Genomic DNA, 14,914 nt, shown 5'->3' on the forward strand with positions numbered 1-14,914 from the left:
ATTCGCCAATCGCCTCCCTCCGTGCCAACGACGGTGAGACAAAGCACCGCCGTTAATTTAGCCTTGACCCAAGTTGAACAGTGCTGGCGGAACACGCGGGGAACGCGAGATCGTAAGTATCTGATATTGCCGGGAGTAGATTTGGCGCGAAAACCGGGTGTGATAACAACATTTTGCCTGTGACTTGCGGTTTGGTTTATTTTTGCGGGTGCAGGCAGTGACAACCTGGCCATGTACGTCGTCGAACGAGTCGCGCGCGGGCACCGCTATCTTTACCTGGTCGAGAGCGTGCGCGAGGGCAAAATCGTCCGCCAGCGCACGATCAAGGCTCTGGGCCGCAAGGATGTGCTGGCTGCGAGTGGCGAACTCGACAGGCTGGCCGCCTCGATCGCACGCCACGCAGAGCGCAGCATCATTGTAACCGCTGATCCTGTCCCACGCATTGGTGGTGGCGGGATTTATATCAGGCTGCTGGCGTCATGCGCGCGAAGGCGCACTGGTCATGGATCAGCGAGATGATTTGCGGGACCATGCGCCACGTATCGGCAAGTGCCAGATTGGCCCTCGGATCACCCAGTTGTTCGATCCATGACGGGCCACCTGTAATGGTGCTGTGGCCAAGCAGTGCCGCGAGAGGGTAGCCGAACTCGGGATCGGCGATGAAGGGCTTCCACGCCTCCATGTCGAGATGCATGGCTGTGAAGAACCCGTTGGCGAAGTCCTCGAGCAGTACCTCGCCTTCCTCGGTGCGCATGTAGATCGGCGCGTAGGCCTCGGGCTTCTCGGCAAGCTCGATGCAGATGCGGTTGTAACGCTTGAGGATCGTTCGGCGCACCGTGCGGATGACGCGAACGATGACCGGCACCCAGTCGAGTGCTTCACTGGCATCTTCGCCGATCCTGTGGAGTTTGCCGGCGCAGCAGGGGCAATCCAGCGTATCGGGATCGATCACGCGCTCCACACGCTCGATATGGGCCGGCAGCGCCATCAGGCCTCGCTTGCGGCGTGGGCGAGCGACGGCAGGCTTACCTTCGGCGTCGCCATCGTCGTTGGCTGCGGCAGCCGGCGTGGTTACGAGGTCGCCGAGATCAAGAATTCCCTGGTTGCCCAGGATCGTGCTGGCGCGTTCCGAACGGCTGCCGAAGGCCTGATGGGCCATGCCTTTGAGCAGCGCGCGCAACTGGGGGTTTTCTGCCTGGAGCTCACGCACCAGAGCCGCCATTTGCTCCATATCTTCAGGGAGATCGTCGCCAGAATCGCGCCTGACCCGTCATGACGGACCAACTTCACCTTATCCGCGCCCTTGTTGCGGAACACGAACACATCGCCCGCACAGGCATCATGCCCCAGCACGTGCGTCACCAGTCCCATCAAGCGGTTAATCCCAGCTCTGAAGTCGACCGGCTGTGTCGCCACGAAGATCCGTACGCTTCCGTCGATCGGGATCATTCCCGGATCGCGGCCAGTACCGCGCGCAGGTGGTCCATCTCAACCGCGCCCCGGATCCGAACCGTCACATCGCGAACGATCAGTTCCAGCCCGGCGCCTTCGCATCGCTCCTCCCGGACAACCGTTACCGGCACAAACCGCATTTCCTCAACCACGCCCGCCGCGCGTGCATGTCGCCGCCAGTCGTGCAGCAGGCCCAGGCCGACCCCGTTCTCACGCGCAACCTGCGACACCGTCACGTCAGGAGCAAAACTCTCCGCGACAATGCGGTCACGTTCTTCATCAGGCCATCGTTCGTAGCGTCGGCGCGTCGGCGTCAAACTCTCGATCAAACGCGACGCCGTACTGTGCGACGCACAGGTCAAACCGCCGTTTGACCCTGCATCAATTTCATCCGACATTGCCCGATCTCCTCATCGTCTCGGGCGAGCCTACTCATCAGCAAGCTCTCGGAATACGTGGGGCGGGTGAAGCGGTTACAGAACACCGAAACCACCGCGCCGTGACCGGGGGTCAAATCCTCGGTTCTGTTGACACAGGGGCCTGGACGATCGAGCTCATAAAGCGTTCGGACAAGGCGAAGGGCTTCCAGGTTCTCCCGCGGCGGTGGGTCGTCGAACGCACCTTCGCATGGCTTGGCCGATGCCGCCGCCTCGCCAAGGATTGGGAAACCACCATCGCATCCTCCACGGCATGGACAACAATAGCCTCCATCCGCATGCTCACCCGCAGAACTGCAAGATATTGCTACGGTTGAGAAACTTCTGAATCAGGCACTGAGACGAACAGGCGGTGCAGTGTGGCGACAAATACTGCCGCGCGCGCAGGATGTCGTCAAGGCGATGGATCACCCGCGCAGGATCGCGCCGGTCGGCAATGCAGCCGGCAAGCTGACGGAAAATCCCCATCGCGCGTTCTGCCTGTGCCAGCAGCAGAACCCCGCCATCCGAAGTGCGGCGGCCACCGTCGAAAGCTGCGGCGACTTTCTTGCGATGCACTGCTGGGAATCGGAATGGGCTTACGACATCATCGTTCATGGCGGGTGTGCCCTATGGCATTTTCTGCCCTGCGACAGGGCCAGCGTAGACACCCAGTTCCTAAAACAGATCAGAGACTTGTGCCACTCCCGCCAACCCTTCAGGCCGAGCTCGATGAATAAGACGGGTTAGTTAGCTCCGATCTTGTAGTATCGCCATTAAGGATCGTGCTGCATTATCAACATCAAAGCGACTTTTAAACGTTTTACGAGCTCGGTCGCGCATTTCGGCACGCTCGCTTTCACTTAAAGCCGCATATGATTGAAAAACCGCTGTAGTGCCGGATACCGTATCAGGGCCCACAATACCCGCACCATCTGCTTCTATCTCACGCCATATATTCACTTTATCACTTATAAGTACTGGCGTTCCGGCGGCCAGCGCCTCCGCAACCGCGATACCGAAGTTCTCTTGATGGGACGGGAGGACGAATGCTTCAGCTTCTCGAAATGCTCCCATTTTAGCATCACCCTCCAACATCCCAGGAAATAATACGCGATCCATAATGCCGAGCGCTGTTGCTTGGGCTCGCAATTTTGGGATCATTCCAAGTTTGTCTGGACCAGCCATGACCAGCCATAAATCCGGGCGCTTAGATGCAATACTAGCAAATGCCGCTATAGCTAAATCACACCCCTTTTTAGGATGAATTCTACTTAAATAAAGTAAATACGGTGCGCCATCTAATTCCGGCACCATCTTCCTGAAGATCTGTGCCTGAGAAATTTTATCACCAACTAAATCCGGCGCCCCATAATTAACAACCATACCATTGACATGGTACGGTTTAAATATATTTTTCGCTTGCCGCATTTCTTCTTCACTGGTGAAAAAAACCGCTTTTGCAGAATTCAGCAATGGTCCCTCAACCAATAGCCAAGACAATTTTTTGAAAGGTACTTTGTAAGGCTTATCCTTGTTGAACCAAGGGTCCAGCATTCCATGCGGGAATACAAAATATGGGATATTACTGTTTTTAAGCGCTCGCCGGGCAGCGACTGCTTGATATCGCCAAATTCCGGAAACTATTATGGCGTCGTACTTCGATGCGTTCTCTCGCAACCAAGGAACCACCTTTTTAGAATAGCGATAGCGGGCAAGTGGCCCGCGGCCGTAAGGTTGCCCTAAATGGAATATGTCCCCCGGATAGTCGGGCAAGATAGGCGCATCATGGGGTTCTAATGTTAATATGTCCTGCGTATGGCCTAATTCATTCCAAGTCTGAGCAAAACGCCTAGCGCCCTCGATAGGGCCGCCTCCGCGTGGGTCTGAACTCTGGATAAAGCGCAGGATACGAGTCACTTATTCATCTCCTCGGCAGGGCTTTGCCCAACAGATTTCGGCCTAACGGAAAGCAATTGCGCTTTTCCACTTGTGTATTTCACTGATAGTCTTTTTAGTATTAATGAAAGAAAAAACAAACTAACAATCTGAAAAAATACCAAAGGGACTGTCGAACTGAACGGGCCTCGAAAAACAATTGGTATAGAAGCGAAAACTATAAATCCCGATATTGGGAAGCCATCAACGATTACTGGCCGCCAGAAAGCTCCAAGATAAATGATATGCAGGAAAAATACACTACCAAATAACGCACCGATTAAATGAAAATCGCGAAATCCGTCGGCAAAAACCGGCATGGACAAATTGTCGGTTCCAGCAATGTCTAAGTCAACAAGTCGCCCCCCTACGTCAAGAGCATTCAAACTAGGTTTGCTAGTCCATACTGCACGTGGAATAAAGAAAAGCGCATCTCCAATAAGCTTTTGCCCATACGTATAGCCAAACACCGACGAGTATGAGACATTTTCAACCGTCATATCGAAAACATCGACAAATTTAATGACAAAAATGCTCTCGTTCATGCTCGAATTATCGGCAGCCGCCCCACCCCCACGAGTAGTTGCGTTTAGAATGGGCATCAGTATAACAGTAAATACGCCTGCAGCGATCATGAAATTCTGTGCACTGACGCGTCCCCTTAGCCAAATTAATGCTAAAGGGATATATGCAGCGAGCAAGCTGAAACGCGAAGTGTTGAAAGGATTTGCTGACATGATAAGTATAAAAAATGAAGCTATGGCGCATGGCGCATATCTCCACCCTTTATCCTTCGCCATGATAAATAGAACAGCTGTTGCAGTCATTTGCATCGCACGAAAAAAAGTTAACCAAGGCGCATCAAGCACCTTCATTTTTTCAAAACGTGGCGCTAGCACATTCGATAGCCCGCCCATCCCGGCCATATAAATAAGAAAAGATGCTATAGATATGCAAAGCAGAATAATCTCGAGTCCAGAAAATGTAGAAAGCCTGTATTCTTTGATATTTTTACTACGCCAAATAGAAAAATAAAAAGAGCACACTAATAGGAATATCCATGCACATGCATGTGTTATCAGAAATTGGTCGTCAGTGTACCGATTATAACCAACCGTAGTGCCAATAAATGCGTTTCCTGACACAACTTGAAGGGGCCTTATAACAAAAGCCAAGTATGTCACAAACAATATTACCTCCGGTATTGATACAAATCGAACCCGGAGCATAAGTAAGTTGGCAGAAATTATTATCATTGTTGGCATAGTCAACAATGCATTGATGCGACTATCGCATAGAACTAGGCTGATAAAGTATATTACTAAATATGGCAGAACTCGGACCAGGAAATTAAATAACAACTGATTTTTTGAGATCGCCATTCTATCGACTCCGGCCACAATCAATATTTCTTACAATTGAAAATTTCAGAATAGCTTGCTTTTATAGATCGCCATCTATTCACAATATTAGCACATCGATCTAGCTGCTGGATCTAATAAATGGAGGACTTCATTAACGACATTAATAACATAATTGTATAAACTTAGTTTATTTAAATACTTGTTCTGCATTCGCGTATGGACAGAATGCACCTATTTAGCTATAATTCGGCTTTTCTGCGAGATTTTGATTCAGGCTATCAGCGCTTGATGCCTAAGGGATCGAGGATCAGACGTCAATAAAAGCGACATGATCTCGCATGCTGCTTACCCAAGGATAGCCCTGCGACGTTGAAAATCCACGGATTTGTTGATTTTCCTGATCCCTCTCGGCCTGCCGTTGCAACCTGCATTGATCAGAACCTAAGCGGCCATTTTCGACGTCCGATTGTCATGATGCGCCACGGCTGATCAACGAGCTTGTTCCAAGCTTCACAGCAGAGGTCGATGATGTTTTCTTAGCTCGGCTTTGTACGATCAGGTAGCGAAGCATAGTGCCTGAGCCATGCGTTTTAGGCGGTTTGTGGGAAGATGGTGCGGTTCTGGGTGCGGCGGGGAGTGTTGATTAATGTCGCCTACCCAGAGTTGGAGGCGGACAGCTCCGATGGCGTCACTGAATGTCAGGTTGATTTTTCGATACCAGGCGGCGGAATAAGGGGCGCTTTTAATGGTCAACAGATCGCAGGCCCATAGCGATATAAGGCTGTAGAGACCCAGCAGCGCCGGCGTGGTTCGCGTTATGGCTTTGTCGGTCCAATGGCGCTGTGTTTCGACACCAAGGTGAGCGCGGGTTTCTGCAAAGGTGACCTCGATCTGCCATCGGCGGACGTAGAGGGCGATTATCTCGGCGGGCTCGAGGGTGATGTCGGTACTGAAGAAGGCCTGCGGGTCGCGCTTTCCGTCAGGATCGCGAACCAGGACCCATATGTGGACGGCCTCCTCCTTGCAAGATGTGGGCAGTAGTTTGATCGGATCGCTTGCGTTCATATGTCCGGCCTGTTGTTGCGCTCGCACATGAACGCTGGCCAAGATGGTTTCCGCGACGCGCGTTCCAAACAGTGGAGCGACCTACAAAGGCCCCTGGGTCCTGCGGAGTGTCACGCATCTTGGATCGATCGATCACGCCATCTGCTTTCTTGCAAGTTCACGTATCAGATCAGCACGGTAGCTTTGATCTCCTGCTCACCGTGACTGCCTGATCTCTTATGCCGCGCATGCCAACTCTGGCAGCTCAGCGTTTTTCCGATAGCTCTCGCCGGTCACCATCATCTTCCAGGCGAGCCGGGCGATCTTGTTTGCCAGCGCTACCGCCACGAGCTTGGGCGGTTTGCGCTTGAGCATGTCCAGCAGCCATGGCGAGGCATTCTTTCCACGTCCGGCCCTGACATATTGAAGGAGCGCGGTGGCGCCCATCACCAGCGTGCTTCGCAAGGCTTCGTCACCAGCTCGAGTGATGATGCCTTGTCATCGACGTTGATCCAGCGCGAGCTCTGCAAGCCCGCGACCAGCACGGCCTGGTCTTCAGCCACCAGACCTTCAAGCCGTTGACTAAGCAAACGCACAACCTGGCGCTTCGAGATCTCCAGGCCCATGCCTTCGAGCAGCGCGGTCAACCGCTCACTGGTGATCTGACCCTGAAAATGGCCGGCTGCGATAAAGCGCCGTAGTTCAGGACCAAACCCGCCGACAATACCGACGGGGAGTGGCGCGACGATGCGGTTCCCATCCGCGTCCTGCCACCGCTCGCGGCGATAGTGGACCACCTCGACGCTGATCCGAAGATCCTGAACCAGAACGTCTTCGTAACCTTTGAAACGTGATCCGACCGGAGGCGCCGCCTTGAGCGTCACCTCCCGGCTGATCGTCAGCTTCGACTTTACTGCACCTCGGGTGCGCTTGCGCCGCGCTTTGCCACTCGGCGCAGTAGCCTTCTCCATCCCGGACGGCTTCGCCTTGTTGAACTTTGGCCGGGGCGGGTGCCCCTTGAGGTGAGCTATCTCGTCCTTAAGCGCCTGGTTCTCTTCCTTCAAAGCCGCATTCTCGGCAGTGAGGTGTTCGACTTTTTCCTCAAGTCGGTCACAGCGCTCGACCAGCGCCGCGACAACACGGCGCAGGTCCAAATCCGCCATTCCAGCGCTGATGTCATCGCCTTGTGCCACCCATGGCGTGAATCACACTGCGCCGACTTTGTATAGCCTCTCCGCCCGGGAATTTGCCCCGGTTACTCTCGGGCCAGCCTAACCATCAGCAAGCTCTCGGAATACGTGGGGCGGGTGCAGCGGTTACGTTTGATCCGGGCCAGCTACTCCGAGACATCCGCGTACTGCGGAAGAAACTGATGCTCATGGCCGAAACACCTCACGGAACTCGAGACAAAGCGGGCCTCGAACATCAATGGGCCCTGCTCTCCTGACGATCCGGCCTTGTTCAATATGGTAGGAACTACGTATAAGCGCATAATGTGCACATGCAGCATAAACCCGTTGACGCGATCTGTTGCAATGCAGGATAGATCGTGGAGGTCGGCGGCTCAGGGCTGCGCAAGGTAGCAGGAATCAGGAATGCTTTTGAAAATCCATGCAATGCAGCAACGTCTTCGTCCAGCGATGCAAGGTTCATAAATATGAAAATTGCCGTTTTTGGGCTTGGCTATGTTGGTCTTTCGAACGCAGTCCTGCTGGCTCAGCACAACGAGGTGGTCGCAGTGGACATCTCAGCCGACCGTGTCGCGATACTCGCTGGCCGGAAGTCTCCGATAGTCGATGCGGAACTTGAAGATTTTCTCGCCACCAAACCGCTTAACCTTACCGCAACATTAGACCCCCAAGAAGCCCTTGCGAATGCTGACTATGTAATAGTTGCCACACCGACTAACTATGACGCTAAATCTAACAAGTTCGACACATCCTCTGTAGAATATGTGATAAGTTTGGCTCTAGTTTCTAGTCCACTAGCAACTATAGTGATAAAATCCACTATACCCGTTGGCTTCGTTGAAGATATAAGGCGTCGCTTTTCAACGGTCAACGTAATTTTTAGCCCCGAGTTTCTTCGCGAAGGAAAAGCTCTTTACGATAATCTTTACCCTTCCCGTATCATCGTAGGAGAGCGCTCGGAGCGTGCAACCATATTTGCAAATTTATTGCTAGAGGGTGCGGAGAAAAAAGACACCGAGATTCTTTTTACTGACCCCTCAGAAGCTGAGGCGATTAAGCTTTTCGCTAATACTTATCTTGCAATGCGAGTGGCATTTTTTAACGAACTTGATAGCTACGCCATTGCGGGTGGGATGGATACTCGTCAGATTATCGACGGAATTGGCCTCGACCCACGTATTGGAAGGCACTACAATAATCCCAGTTTTGGATACGGTGGCTACTGCCTACCCAAAGACACTAAACAATTGTTGGCCAACTACTCTGAGGTTCCTCAAAACTTGATACGTGCAATTGTGGAAGCCAATCGAACGCGTAAGGACTTCCTAGCTGATCAAATTATAGCGAAAAACCCCAAAAGGGTCGGAATTTTTCGCTTAGTTATGAAAGCTGGGTCAGATAATTTTCGTCAATCATCGATCCAAGGCATAATGAAACGCATTAAGGCCAAGGGAATTGCGGTGGTTATCTACGAACCAGCAATGGCTGAAACAGAATTTTATGGATCAACAGTTATCCGCGACTTAAGCATTTTTAAGAAAGATTGCGACGTTATAGTCGCAAACCGTATAACTTCAGCGATCGATGACGTGAAGTACAAAGTATTTACACGTGACTTATTCGGAGCCGATTAGAATCGGAATGGAATGGAGTTCGATTTTGAAGGTAAATTGCATTAAGCGAAAATTCATATTTTTCGGAGCCTTGCTCCCTCTCAGTGAAACAAGCAAAGGCGGATTTTTAACAACCCGCGAAATTGTTTTTTTAGCGATGCGTCAAATCCAATTTACTGCATACAAATTAAATAAATATGCAGTTTTGTCATCCGCCAGCGCAGGGTCATGCTGATGAAAAAATTACGGATAGGAATCCTAACGTTTCACTTCAGCGATAACTTCGGAGCACTGCTCCAAGCTTATGGTTTGCGCCAATGGTTGACCGAATTGGGCCATTCAGTTGAATTCATCAATTACCATCCAAGCCACGTTGAAAGCGGAGGCAATTTCAAAGGCTTGTGGGACCCGCGGGCCTTCAAAGCAAACGCAAAAATTGCCTATCTTAAAGCCTCAACGCTTCGCCAACGCTTGTTCGGTGACAAGAGGCAGGAGCGAGCTTTCCAACTATTTCGTACCAATGAATTGCATCTGTCTGGACGCGTTCTCCCCACACGAGAGGCCGTCGAAGCCCATTTGGCCTCTATGGAACATCCATATGACCTAATCATCGTAGGGAGCGATCAGATTTGGTCCGCGTCAGCGCAACACGGCCTTGATCGCGTGTATTTTGCGGATTTCGCTGTCCCAACCGAAACTCGAAGGATATCCTACGCTCCAAGTTTCGGGCGCGCGACGATTGAACTTGACAATCCGAATGAACTGAAGCGGATGCTATCCGCGTTAGATGGCATTTCATGTCGCGAACGGAGCGGCGCAACAATCGTCCAAGGATTGCTCGGGCGAGATGTATCGTGCGTCCCTGATCCGACCCTATTACTCGGAAACTTTGATCCCCTTGTTTCCTCTGCTAATGGGCTAGGCGGGCACGTATTTTGTTACGCGTTGCGCAGCGGAAAAGGCATTCGCGATGTGGCGAATTGGATTGGAGCACAGCTTGAAAGAGAGATTATCTCACCCTTCAATGTGCATCGCCGCTGGCCCGAAATCGGTAAAACCGTCCATCCATCTCCCAGTGAGTGGGTCGGCATGGTAGCAAATGCCGGCTTTGTGGTGACTAATTCGTTCCATGGCACAGTGTTCAGCATCCTGTTGCAACGACCGTTTCTAGTGGTCGGACTTCCTGGCGCACGAGCAAGTTTAAATGAACGTGCGTTAAATTTACTTGGTGAACTGGGATTGAGCGATAGGTTCGTTGAAAACGGCGATTTAACTGCGGCAAAGCAAAAATTTGTGGAACCAATCGACTGGACGAAGGCAGTGGCGAATTTGCAAAAACTTCAATCTATTGGTCGAAACTATCTAACCCTAGAATTAAGCAAGCTGGACCACCTATCACCAGGGGCAAATATATGACGTCGCCTGCAGAATTAAATAATTTGGTGAAATCATTAGATGATGACGGGGGATCTTCCCCTTCCGCTATGGCAGAGCGAATGATGCATTCAATAGCTGAGGTTGTTCGGCGGCTGCGCTCCCTAGAGATCTCAGTTAATACCGATGTTAGATTAGCATCTGAAACCTATCTCAGAACCGGCGGTATCGCTAAAGTAATAGCCTACCCAAAAAACACAATTGATATCATAAATATATTCAGGCTGTTATCCGAGTTTTCGTTGCCATATAAAGTCATCGGAAATACATCCAACCTTCTTTTCAAGGACGATAATTATTATACATTTTTAATTAGTGTCATGAGAATGACGACAATTAATTATGATGCGGAAACGCAAGTTTTCACTGCCCAGAGCGGGGTGATGATGCCTGAGCTCTCTAGGCAAGCGCTTTATAACGGTGTGTCTGGATTCGAAGGCCTAGAAGGCATTCCGGGCACGGTCGGCGGTGGCCTTTTCATGAATGCCGGTGCTTACGGTTACGAGTTAAAGGATGTGCTGACAGGCGCAGAAATTGTCCATCCTGATGGCAAGGTTGAAACTCTATCGACGGCGCAGTTCGAGCTCGACCATCGAACATCAATTTTGCGCAAAGGGCGTGCCGGTAGCATCGTGACTACGCTCTACTTCAAAGGAAAGGCGGGCAATTCTGGAAAAATATTCTCGAAAATGGAAGTTTTCCATTCAAAGAGACATAAATATCAAGACTTCATGTACCCTAACCTCGGAAGTATTTTTTCTGGTTCGCCTTATCGCGTTCTTGCAAGACGTGACCGTTATTATCGAATAATGTCGGCATTATACTTTCTTTTCAGATATAAAACTAAAATCTTCCATAGAGAATCTCCAATTAATCGGCGCTGGTTGAACGCACTGGCAGTATCTCGTTTTCCCGCGTTGGATTATGCAGTCCAGCCATATTCGGATAAAACGTTAAACTGCCTTGTTAACCGAGGGCAGGGTACGGAGGCTATGATCAAGTTCATTAAAGACTTGGAAGCATTATCTCAAGGTGAGATTCCGATTGAAAACGAAATTGTCGAACCATTTTGAGAATACGCAAATGGTTTCTCTTTTAACATCAGCCTCAAACGGAAAACGCGTTTACATAGATAATATGTCGCGCAGTCTCCGGATTCGCAGATTTATTTGGATCTTAGTCTACCTAACGTTATTTAGGCCTACTCCACGTTTTGCTTTTAATGGCTGGCGACGTTCATTGTTACGCCTTTTTGGTGCGAAAATTGGGCATGGATCTCGTATTGCACCTTCCTGCTTTGTCTGGGCCCCGTGGAATCTTTCGATGGGAGTCTATGCATGCTTGGCTGATGGTGTGGACTGCTATACGCAAAGTTTGGTGCAACTCGGCGACTACTCTACAGTCAGCCAGCGTAGCTTTCTCTGCACTGCATCTCACGATATTAGCCAACTAAGCCGGCCATTGATTTCCTCGCCCATCAGGATAGGCCAGCATGCTTGGATATGTGCGGAGGTCTTTGTCGGGCCTGGCGTTGAAATAGAAGAAGGTGCGGTTGTCGCTGCTCGTGGCGTCGTCACGCGGAACGTTGCCGCTTGGAAGATTGTTGGAGGAAGTCCGGCGCGAGAAATTGGCCACCGTGTTTTAAAGAGCAAGGACAACGCTGATGAGCGATAATAATATCGCTGTCATTATCCTCACTTATAATGAGGAAAAACATCTCGAACGAGCAATGCGGTCAGTTTCGTCGTTTTCGAATGAAATATTGGTCGTCGACTCTTTTTCTACCGATCGAACCGTCGAAATTGCGAAGGCATTTGGCGCACGTGTTTTGCAGCGGAGGTTTGATAACCAAGCGCGCCAATTCAATTGGGCACTAGATTGTTCTAACCTCCAGTCTGACTGGATTTTGCGTCTGGATGCCGACGAAATCATTGAGTCGGATTTAGCCGAAGAAATTACTAAAAGGCTTCCCTTTCTTTCGCACGAAGTTGTTGGAATAAATCTAAAGCGGAAACATATTTTCCTTGACCGTTGGATCCGGCACGGAGGTCGCTATCCACTTCTGATGCTTCGTTTATGGCGACGCGGCCATGGACGTGTCGAAGATCGCTGGATGGATGAACATGTTGTCGTTTCCGATGGGTACACTGTTACGTTAAATGGAGGATTCCTAGATCATAATTTAAACGATTTAGGATATTTCACTGAAAAACATAATAAATATGCTACTCGGGAAGCGATCGAAATTCTCAATCAACGTTATAATCTGTTTACTGCTCAACCTTCTTTGACCGCTAAAGGTTCGTCATTTCAAGCTACATTAAAGCGGTTTGTTAAGGAAAGAATTTACAACTTCGTTCCTTTTCCAATTTCGTCTTTATTTTATTTCTTATATAGATACGTTTTGCAGTTAGGATTTTTAGACGGGGGGCCGGGAATCATATATCACTTTCTTCAGGGATTTTGGTATAGATTTTTGGTCGGCGCAAAAGTATTTGAGTACAACTTGGTTTTGCGTACCTATTCGTCTCGACATGAACGAATACGCGCGCTCGAAAGATTGACCGGATATTCGCTGGGCGCAGATATTTAACGGGGATGCCGAGTAACCTGTATTATATCTAATGCGTTCATAATTACATTATAGAAATTTATTATTATATATATGATAATAAAGACACCATAGATGTATGGCGGCTAAATTATCGATACGCTCCTAATGGATTGTAATTTTATGCTCAAACGAATGTACGCTAATTCAGCTTACAGAGCTCGAATTTTTAATATTACAATGCTCATCTGTGGATATGGGTTTGGTCAAGGCTCTATTTTCTTAGCGCAAACTTGGCTCATGACTCACGATAGTCTGCATTTATTGTCGCTATTTGGCACTCATTTCTCCTTCGCCATGTTTGGTATCATTTTGGTAGAAGCTGGGTCACTTGTTACGCTTGCTAGACATTCTGCGAGCGTATTTGGGCAAAATAAGTCAAATGAGTTATGCCGACAAGGCTTGTGGCAAAAGTTCTGGGAAGTAACCGCATTTCGGTTCGCGTTATCTATAATGGTTATTATCTCAATTATTTTTTACGCACTTATCTATAGCATGGACGAATTTTCGCGGAATTATGCTATTTTTGCGGCACCGGCGTTCGTTGTGTGGTCATTTAATGGCGCTGGTCTATTGGATGGACTTAAGCTTAGCGGAATTAGTGGTATTTCCGGATCGATTGCTTATATTGCTTCTGCGTCTGCCCTTCTTTTAACGCAACACGTCTCATTGCCTATGGCTGGCGCGGTTCTAGGCGCAGCGTTCAGTGCAGGATACATCCTTACAGTTTGCGTGCAGGTAGTCGCTCTGCATGCGTCAGGCTGGACTGTGCAGTTTAGACGCCCAACTCGCGTAGGCATCTCAGTTGCAGCCCATGATGGATTTGCTTTATTGGGGAGCACCTTGCCTGGCCAATTTTATTTTCGTGGCCAACTATTATTATGCAGCGCGTGGCTGGGGCCGGTCCCCACAGCCATCTTGGTATACGTCAAGCAAATAATAGCGGCAGCAACTCAGCTGATTGGTTTTATTAGGCGGGTCGAGTTTCCTGCTCTTGTTGCTAGGCTGTCTAGTGACTCCAATAATCCTATCGCCACAATTATGAATGCCCAGCGCCTCGGAACATGGCTCTCAGGTATTGTCGCAGGTATTGTATTCTCAGGCGGCCTAGTGTTATCACAAGTGCATAATACACTTCCAGCTGGGCTGCCTTTTTACAGCGCAGCATTTTCAATAACTATTGTAAGTAGCTCGATAGTACTTGCCTTACAGCAGGGCGTATCGGCCTTGGGTTTGTACCGATCGCTGTTTTTTCGATCCGTAGTATCGACTGCAGCTGGGCTTTTTGTTAGTTACATTTTGATTAAGCCCTTTAATTTGATTGGTGTATTAGTTGCAGATTTGGTGTCAGCTGCGATTGGCGTGATAATATTTACACTCTACTTCAGGAATAAATCTCAATGAGATTTTTAAAAATAGCCATTCAAATTGCAATTATGCTTTTGCCATGGTCTATGCGAAGATGGTTTTTGGTTAAATGCATGGGTTACGATATCCATCCGACCGCTAGAGTTGGGAAATCAATTATCTTGTCTCGCAAGCTCATAATGGCTGAATATAGTAGGATTGGTGACCTCACTTTTGCGAGTGGTCTGGAGGAAATTCGGCTTGATCGGCACTCGAGAATAGGAAAATTAAATTGGATTTCGGGGTTTCCACTGGGACCTTCGCGATATTTCAGAGATTTTCCAGCACGTTACCCGCTACTACATGTCGGAGAGCACGCGAGCATAGTTAATAGGAATTTAATTGACTGCACGGACCGAGTGATAATTGGAAAATTCTCTCTCTTAGCGGGAAATCGTGGTCAAATACTTACCCACGGGATAGATATACGGACATCTAATCAGTC

General features: G+C 49.4%; 12 protein-coding genes and 3 pseudogenes. 6 read left to right on the forward strand and 9 right to left on the reverse strand.

Going from position 1 to position 14,914, the window contains the following annotated elements:
* Nucleotides 1–463: 463 nt before the first annotated feature.
* The 3 genes from TQ38_RS29210 to TQ38_RS29220 are packed head-to-tail and all read right to left on the reverse strand — an operon-like array spanning nucleotide 464 to nucleotide 1,850.
* Nucleotides 464–1,159 (reverse strand): UPF0149 family protein, encoded by a 696-nt coding sequence (locus TQ38_RS29210; RefSeq protein ID WP_370059868.1) that lies wholly within the window; start codon nucleotides 1,157–1,159, stop codon nucleotides 464–466.
* Nucleotides 1,072–1,449, reverse strand: a complete 378-nt coding sequence (gene tnpB, locus TQ38_RS31625; RefSeq protein WP_082057941.1) for an IS66 family insertion sequence element accessory protein TnpB — start codon at nucleotides 1,447–1,449, stop codon at nucleotides 1,072–1,074. Before tnpB ends, TQ38_RS29210 begins: the two co-directional genes overlap by 88 nt.
* Nucleotides 1,446–1,850 carry a transposase gene (locus TQ38_RS29220; RefSeq protein ID WP_043979530.1) on the reverse strand — a complete coding sequence of 135 codons (405 nt, stop codon included), beginning with the start codon at nucleotides 1,848–1,850 and terminating at the stop codon, nucleotides 1,446–1,448. Before TQ38_RS29220 ends, tnpB begins: the two co-directional genes overlap by 4 nt.
* A gap of 137 nt (nucleotides 1,851–1,987) precedes the next feature.
* Between TQ38_RS29220 and TQ38_RS29225 the strand changes: the two are divergent.
* Nucleotides 1,988–2,206: pseudogene (locus TQ38_RS29225) on the forward strand (transposase); the annotation flags it as partial.
* Between the two features lie 52 nt (nucleotides 2,207–2,258).
* On the opposite strand, the pseudogene TQ38_RS29230 reads toward TQ38_RS29225, so the two are convergent.
* The 6 genes and pseudogenes from TQ38_RS29230 to TQ38_RS29250 form a co-directional block, all read right to left on the reverse strand.
* Nucleotides 2,259–2,486: pseudogene (locus TQ38_RS29230) on the reverse strand (transposase); the annotation flags it as partial.
* A gap of 132 nt (nucleotides 2,487–2,618) precedes the next feature.
* The gene (locus TQ38_RS29235; protein ID WP_082057942.1) at nucleotides 2,619–3,788 is read right to left on the reverse strand and encodes a glycosyltransferase; all 1,170 of its coding nucleotides are present in this window, start codon (nucleotides 3,786–3,788) and stop codon (nucleotides 2,619–2,621) included.
* Complete coding sequence (locus TQ38_RS30415; protein WP_162792487.1) at nucleotides 3,785–5,206, reverse strand: hypothetical protein; 1,422 nt, start codon at nucleotides 5,204–5,206, stop codon at nucleotides 3,785–3,787. Before TQ38_RS30415 ends, TQ38_RS29235 begins: the two co-directional genes overlap by 4 nt.
* Before the next feature lie 519 nt (nucleotides 5,207–5,725).
* Nucleotides 5,726–6,277, reverse strand: a complete 552-nt coding sequence (locus TQ38_RS29240) for a hypothetical protein (protein WP_240198250.1) — start codon at nucleotides 6,275–6,277, stop codon at nucleotides 5,726–5,728.
* A gap of 174 nt (nucleotides 6,278–6,451) precedes the next feature.
* Nucleotides 6,452–6,709 (reverse strand): annotated as a pseudogene (locus tag TQ38_RS29245) (IS110 family transposase); the annotation flags it as partial.
* Entirely contained in the window at nucleotides 6,661–7,368 is a 708-nt protein-coding gene (locus TQ38_RS29250) for a hypothetical protein (RefSeq protein WP_162792488.1), read from the reverse strand. The gene TQ38_RS29250 and the pseudogene TQ38_RS29245, both read right to left, overlap by 49 nt.
* A 503-nt stretch (nucleotides 7,369–7,871) precedes the next feature.
* Between TQ38_RS29250 and TQ38_RS29255 the strand changes: the two genes are divergently transcribed.
* The 5 genes from TQ38_RS29255 (at nucleotide 7,872) to TQ38_RS30420 (ending at nucleotide 14,466) form a co-directional block, all read left to right on the forward strand.
* A complete protein-coding gene (locus tag TQ38_RS29255; protein WP_043979536.1) occupies nucleotides 7,872–9,038 on the forward strand; it encodes a nucleotide sugar dehydrogenase in 1,167 nt (388 codons plus the stop codon).
* Nucleotides 9,039–9,245: 207 nt separating this feature from the next.
* Complete coding sequence (locus tag TQ38_RS29260; protein ID WP_082057943.1) at nucleotides 9,246–10,433, forward strand: polysaccharide pyruvyl transferase family protein; 1,188 nt, start codon at nucleotides 9,246–9,248, stop codon at nucleotides 10,431–10,433.
* Nucleotides 10,430–11,524, forward strand: coding sequence for a UDP-N-acetylmuramate dehydrogenase (locus TQ38_RS29265; RefSeq protein WP_082057944.1), 1,095 nt, complete (start codon nucleotides 10,430–10,432; stop codon nucleotides 11,522–11,524). Before TQ38_RS29260 ends, TQ38_RS29265 begins: the two co-directional genes overlap by 4 nt.
* 590 nt (nucleotides 11,525–12,114) lie before the next feature.
* Entirely contained in the window at nucleotides 12,115–13,044 is a 930-nt protein-coding gene (locus TQ38_RS29275) for a glycosyltransferase family 2 protein (RefSeq protein WP_043979539.1), read from the forward strand.
* Between the two features lie 141 nt (nucleotides 13,045–13,185).
* Nucleotides 13,186–14,466 (forward strand): hypothetical protein, encoded by a 1,281-nt coding sequence (locus tag TQ38_RS30420; RefSeq protein WP_162792489.1) that lies wholly within the window; start codon nucleotides 13,186–13,188, stop codon nucleotides 14,464–14,466.
* Nucleotides 14,467–14,914 lie beyond the last annotated feature (448 nt).

Origin of the sequence: Novosphingobium sp. P6W, from assembly GCF_000876675.2 — a bacterium.
In the GTDB taxonomy this organism is placed as follows: domain Bacteria; phylum Pseudomonadota; class Alphaproteobacteria; order Sphingomonadales; family Sphingomonadaceae; genus Novosphingobium.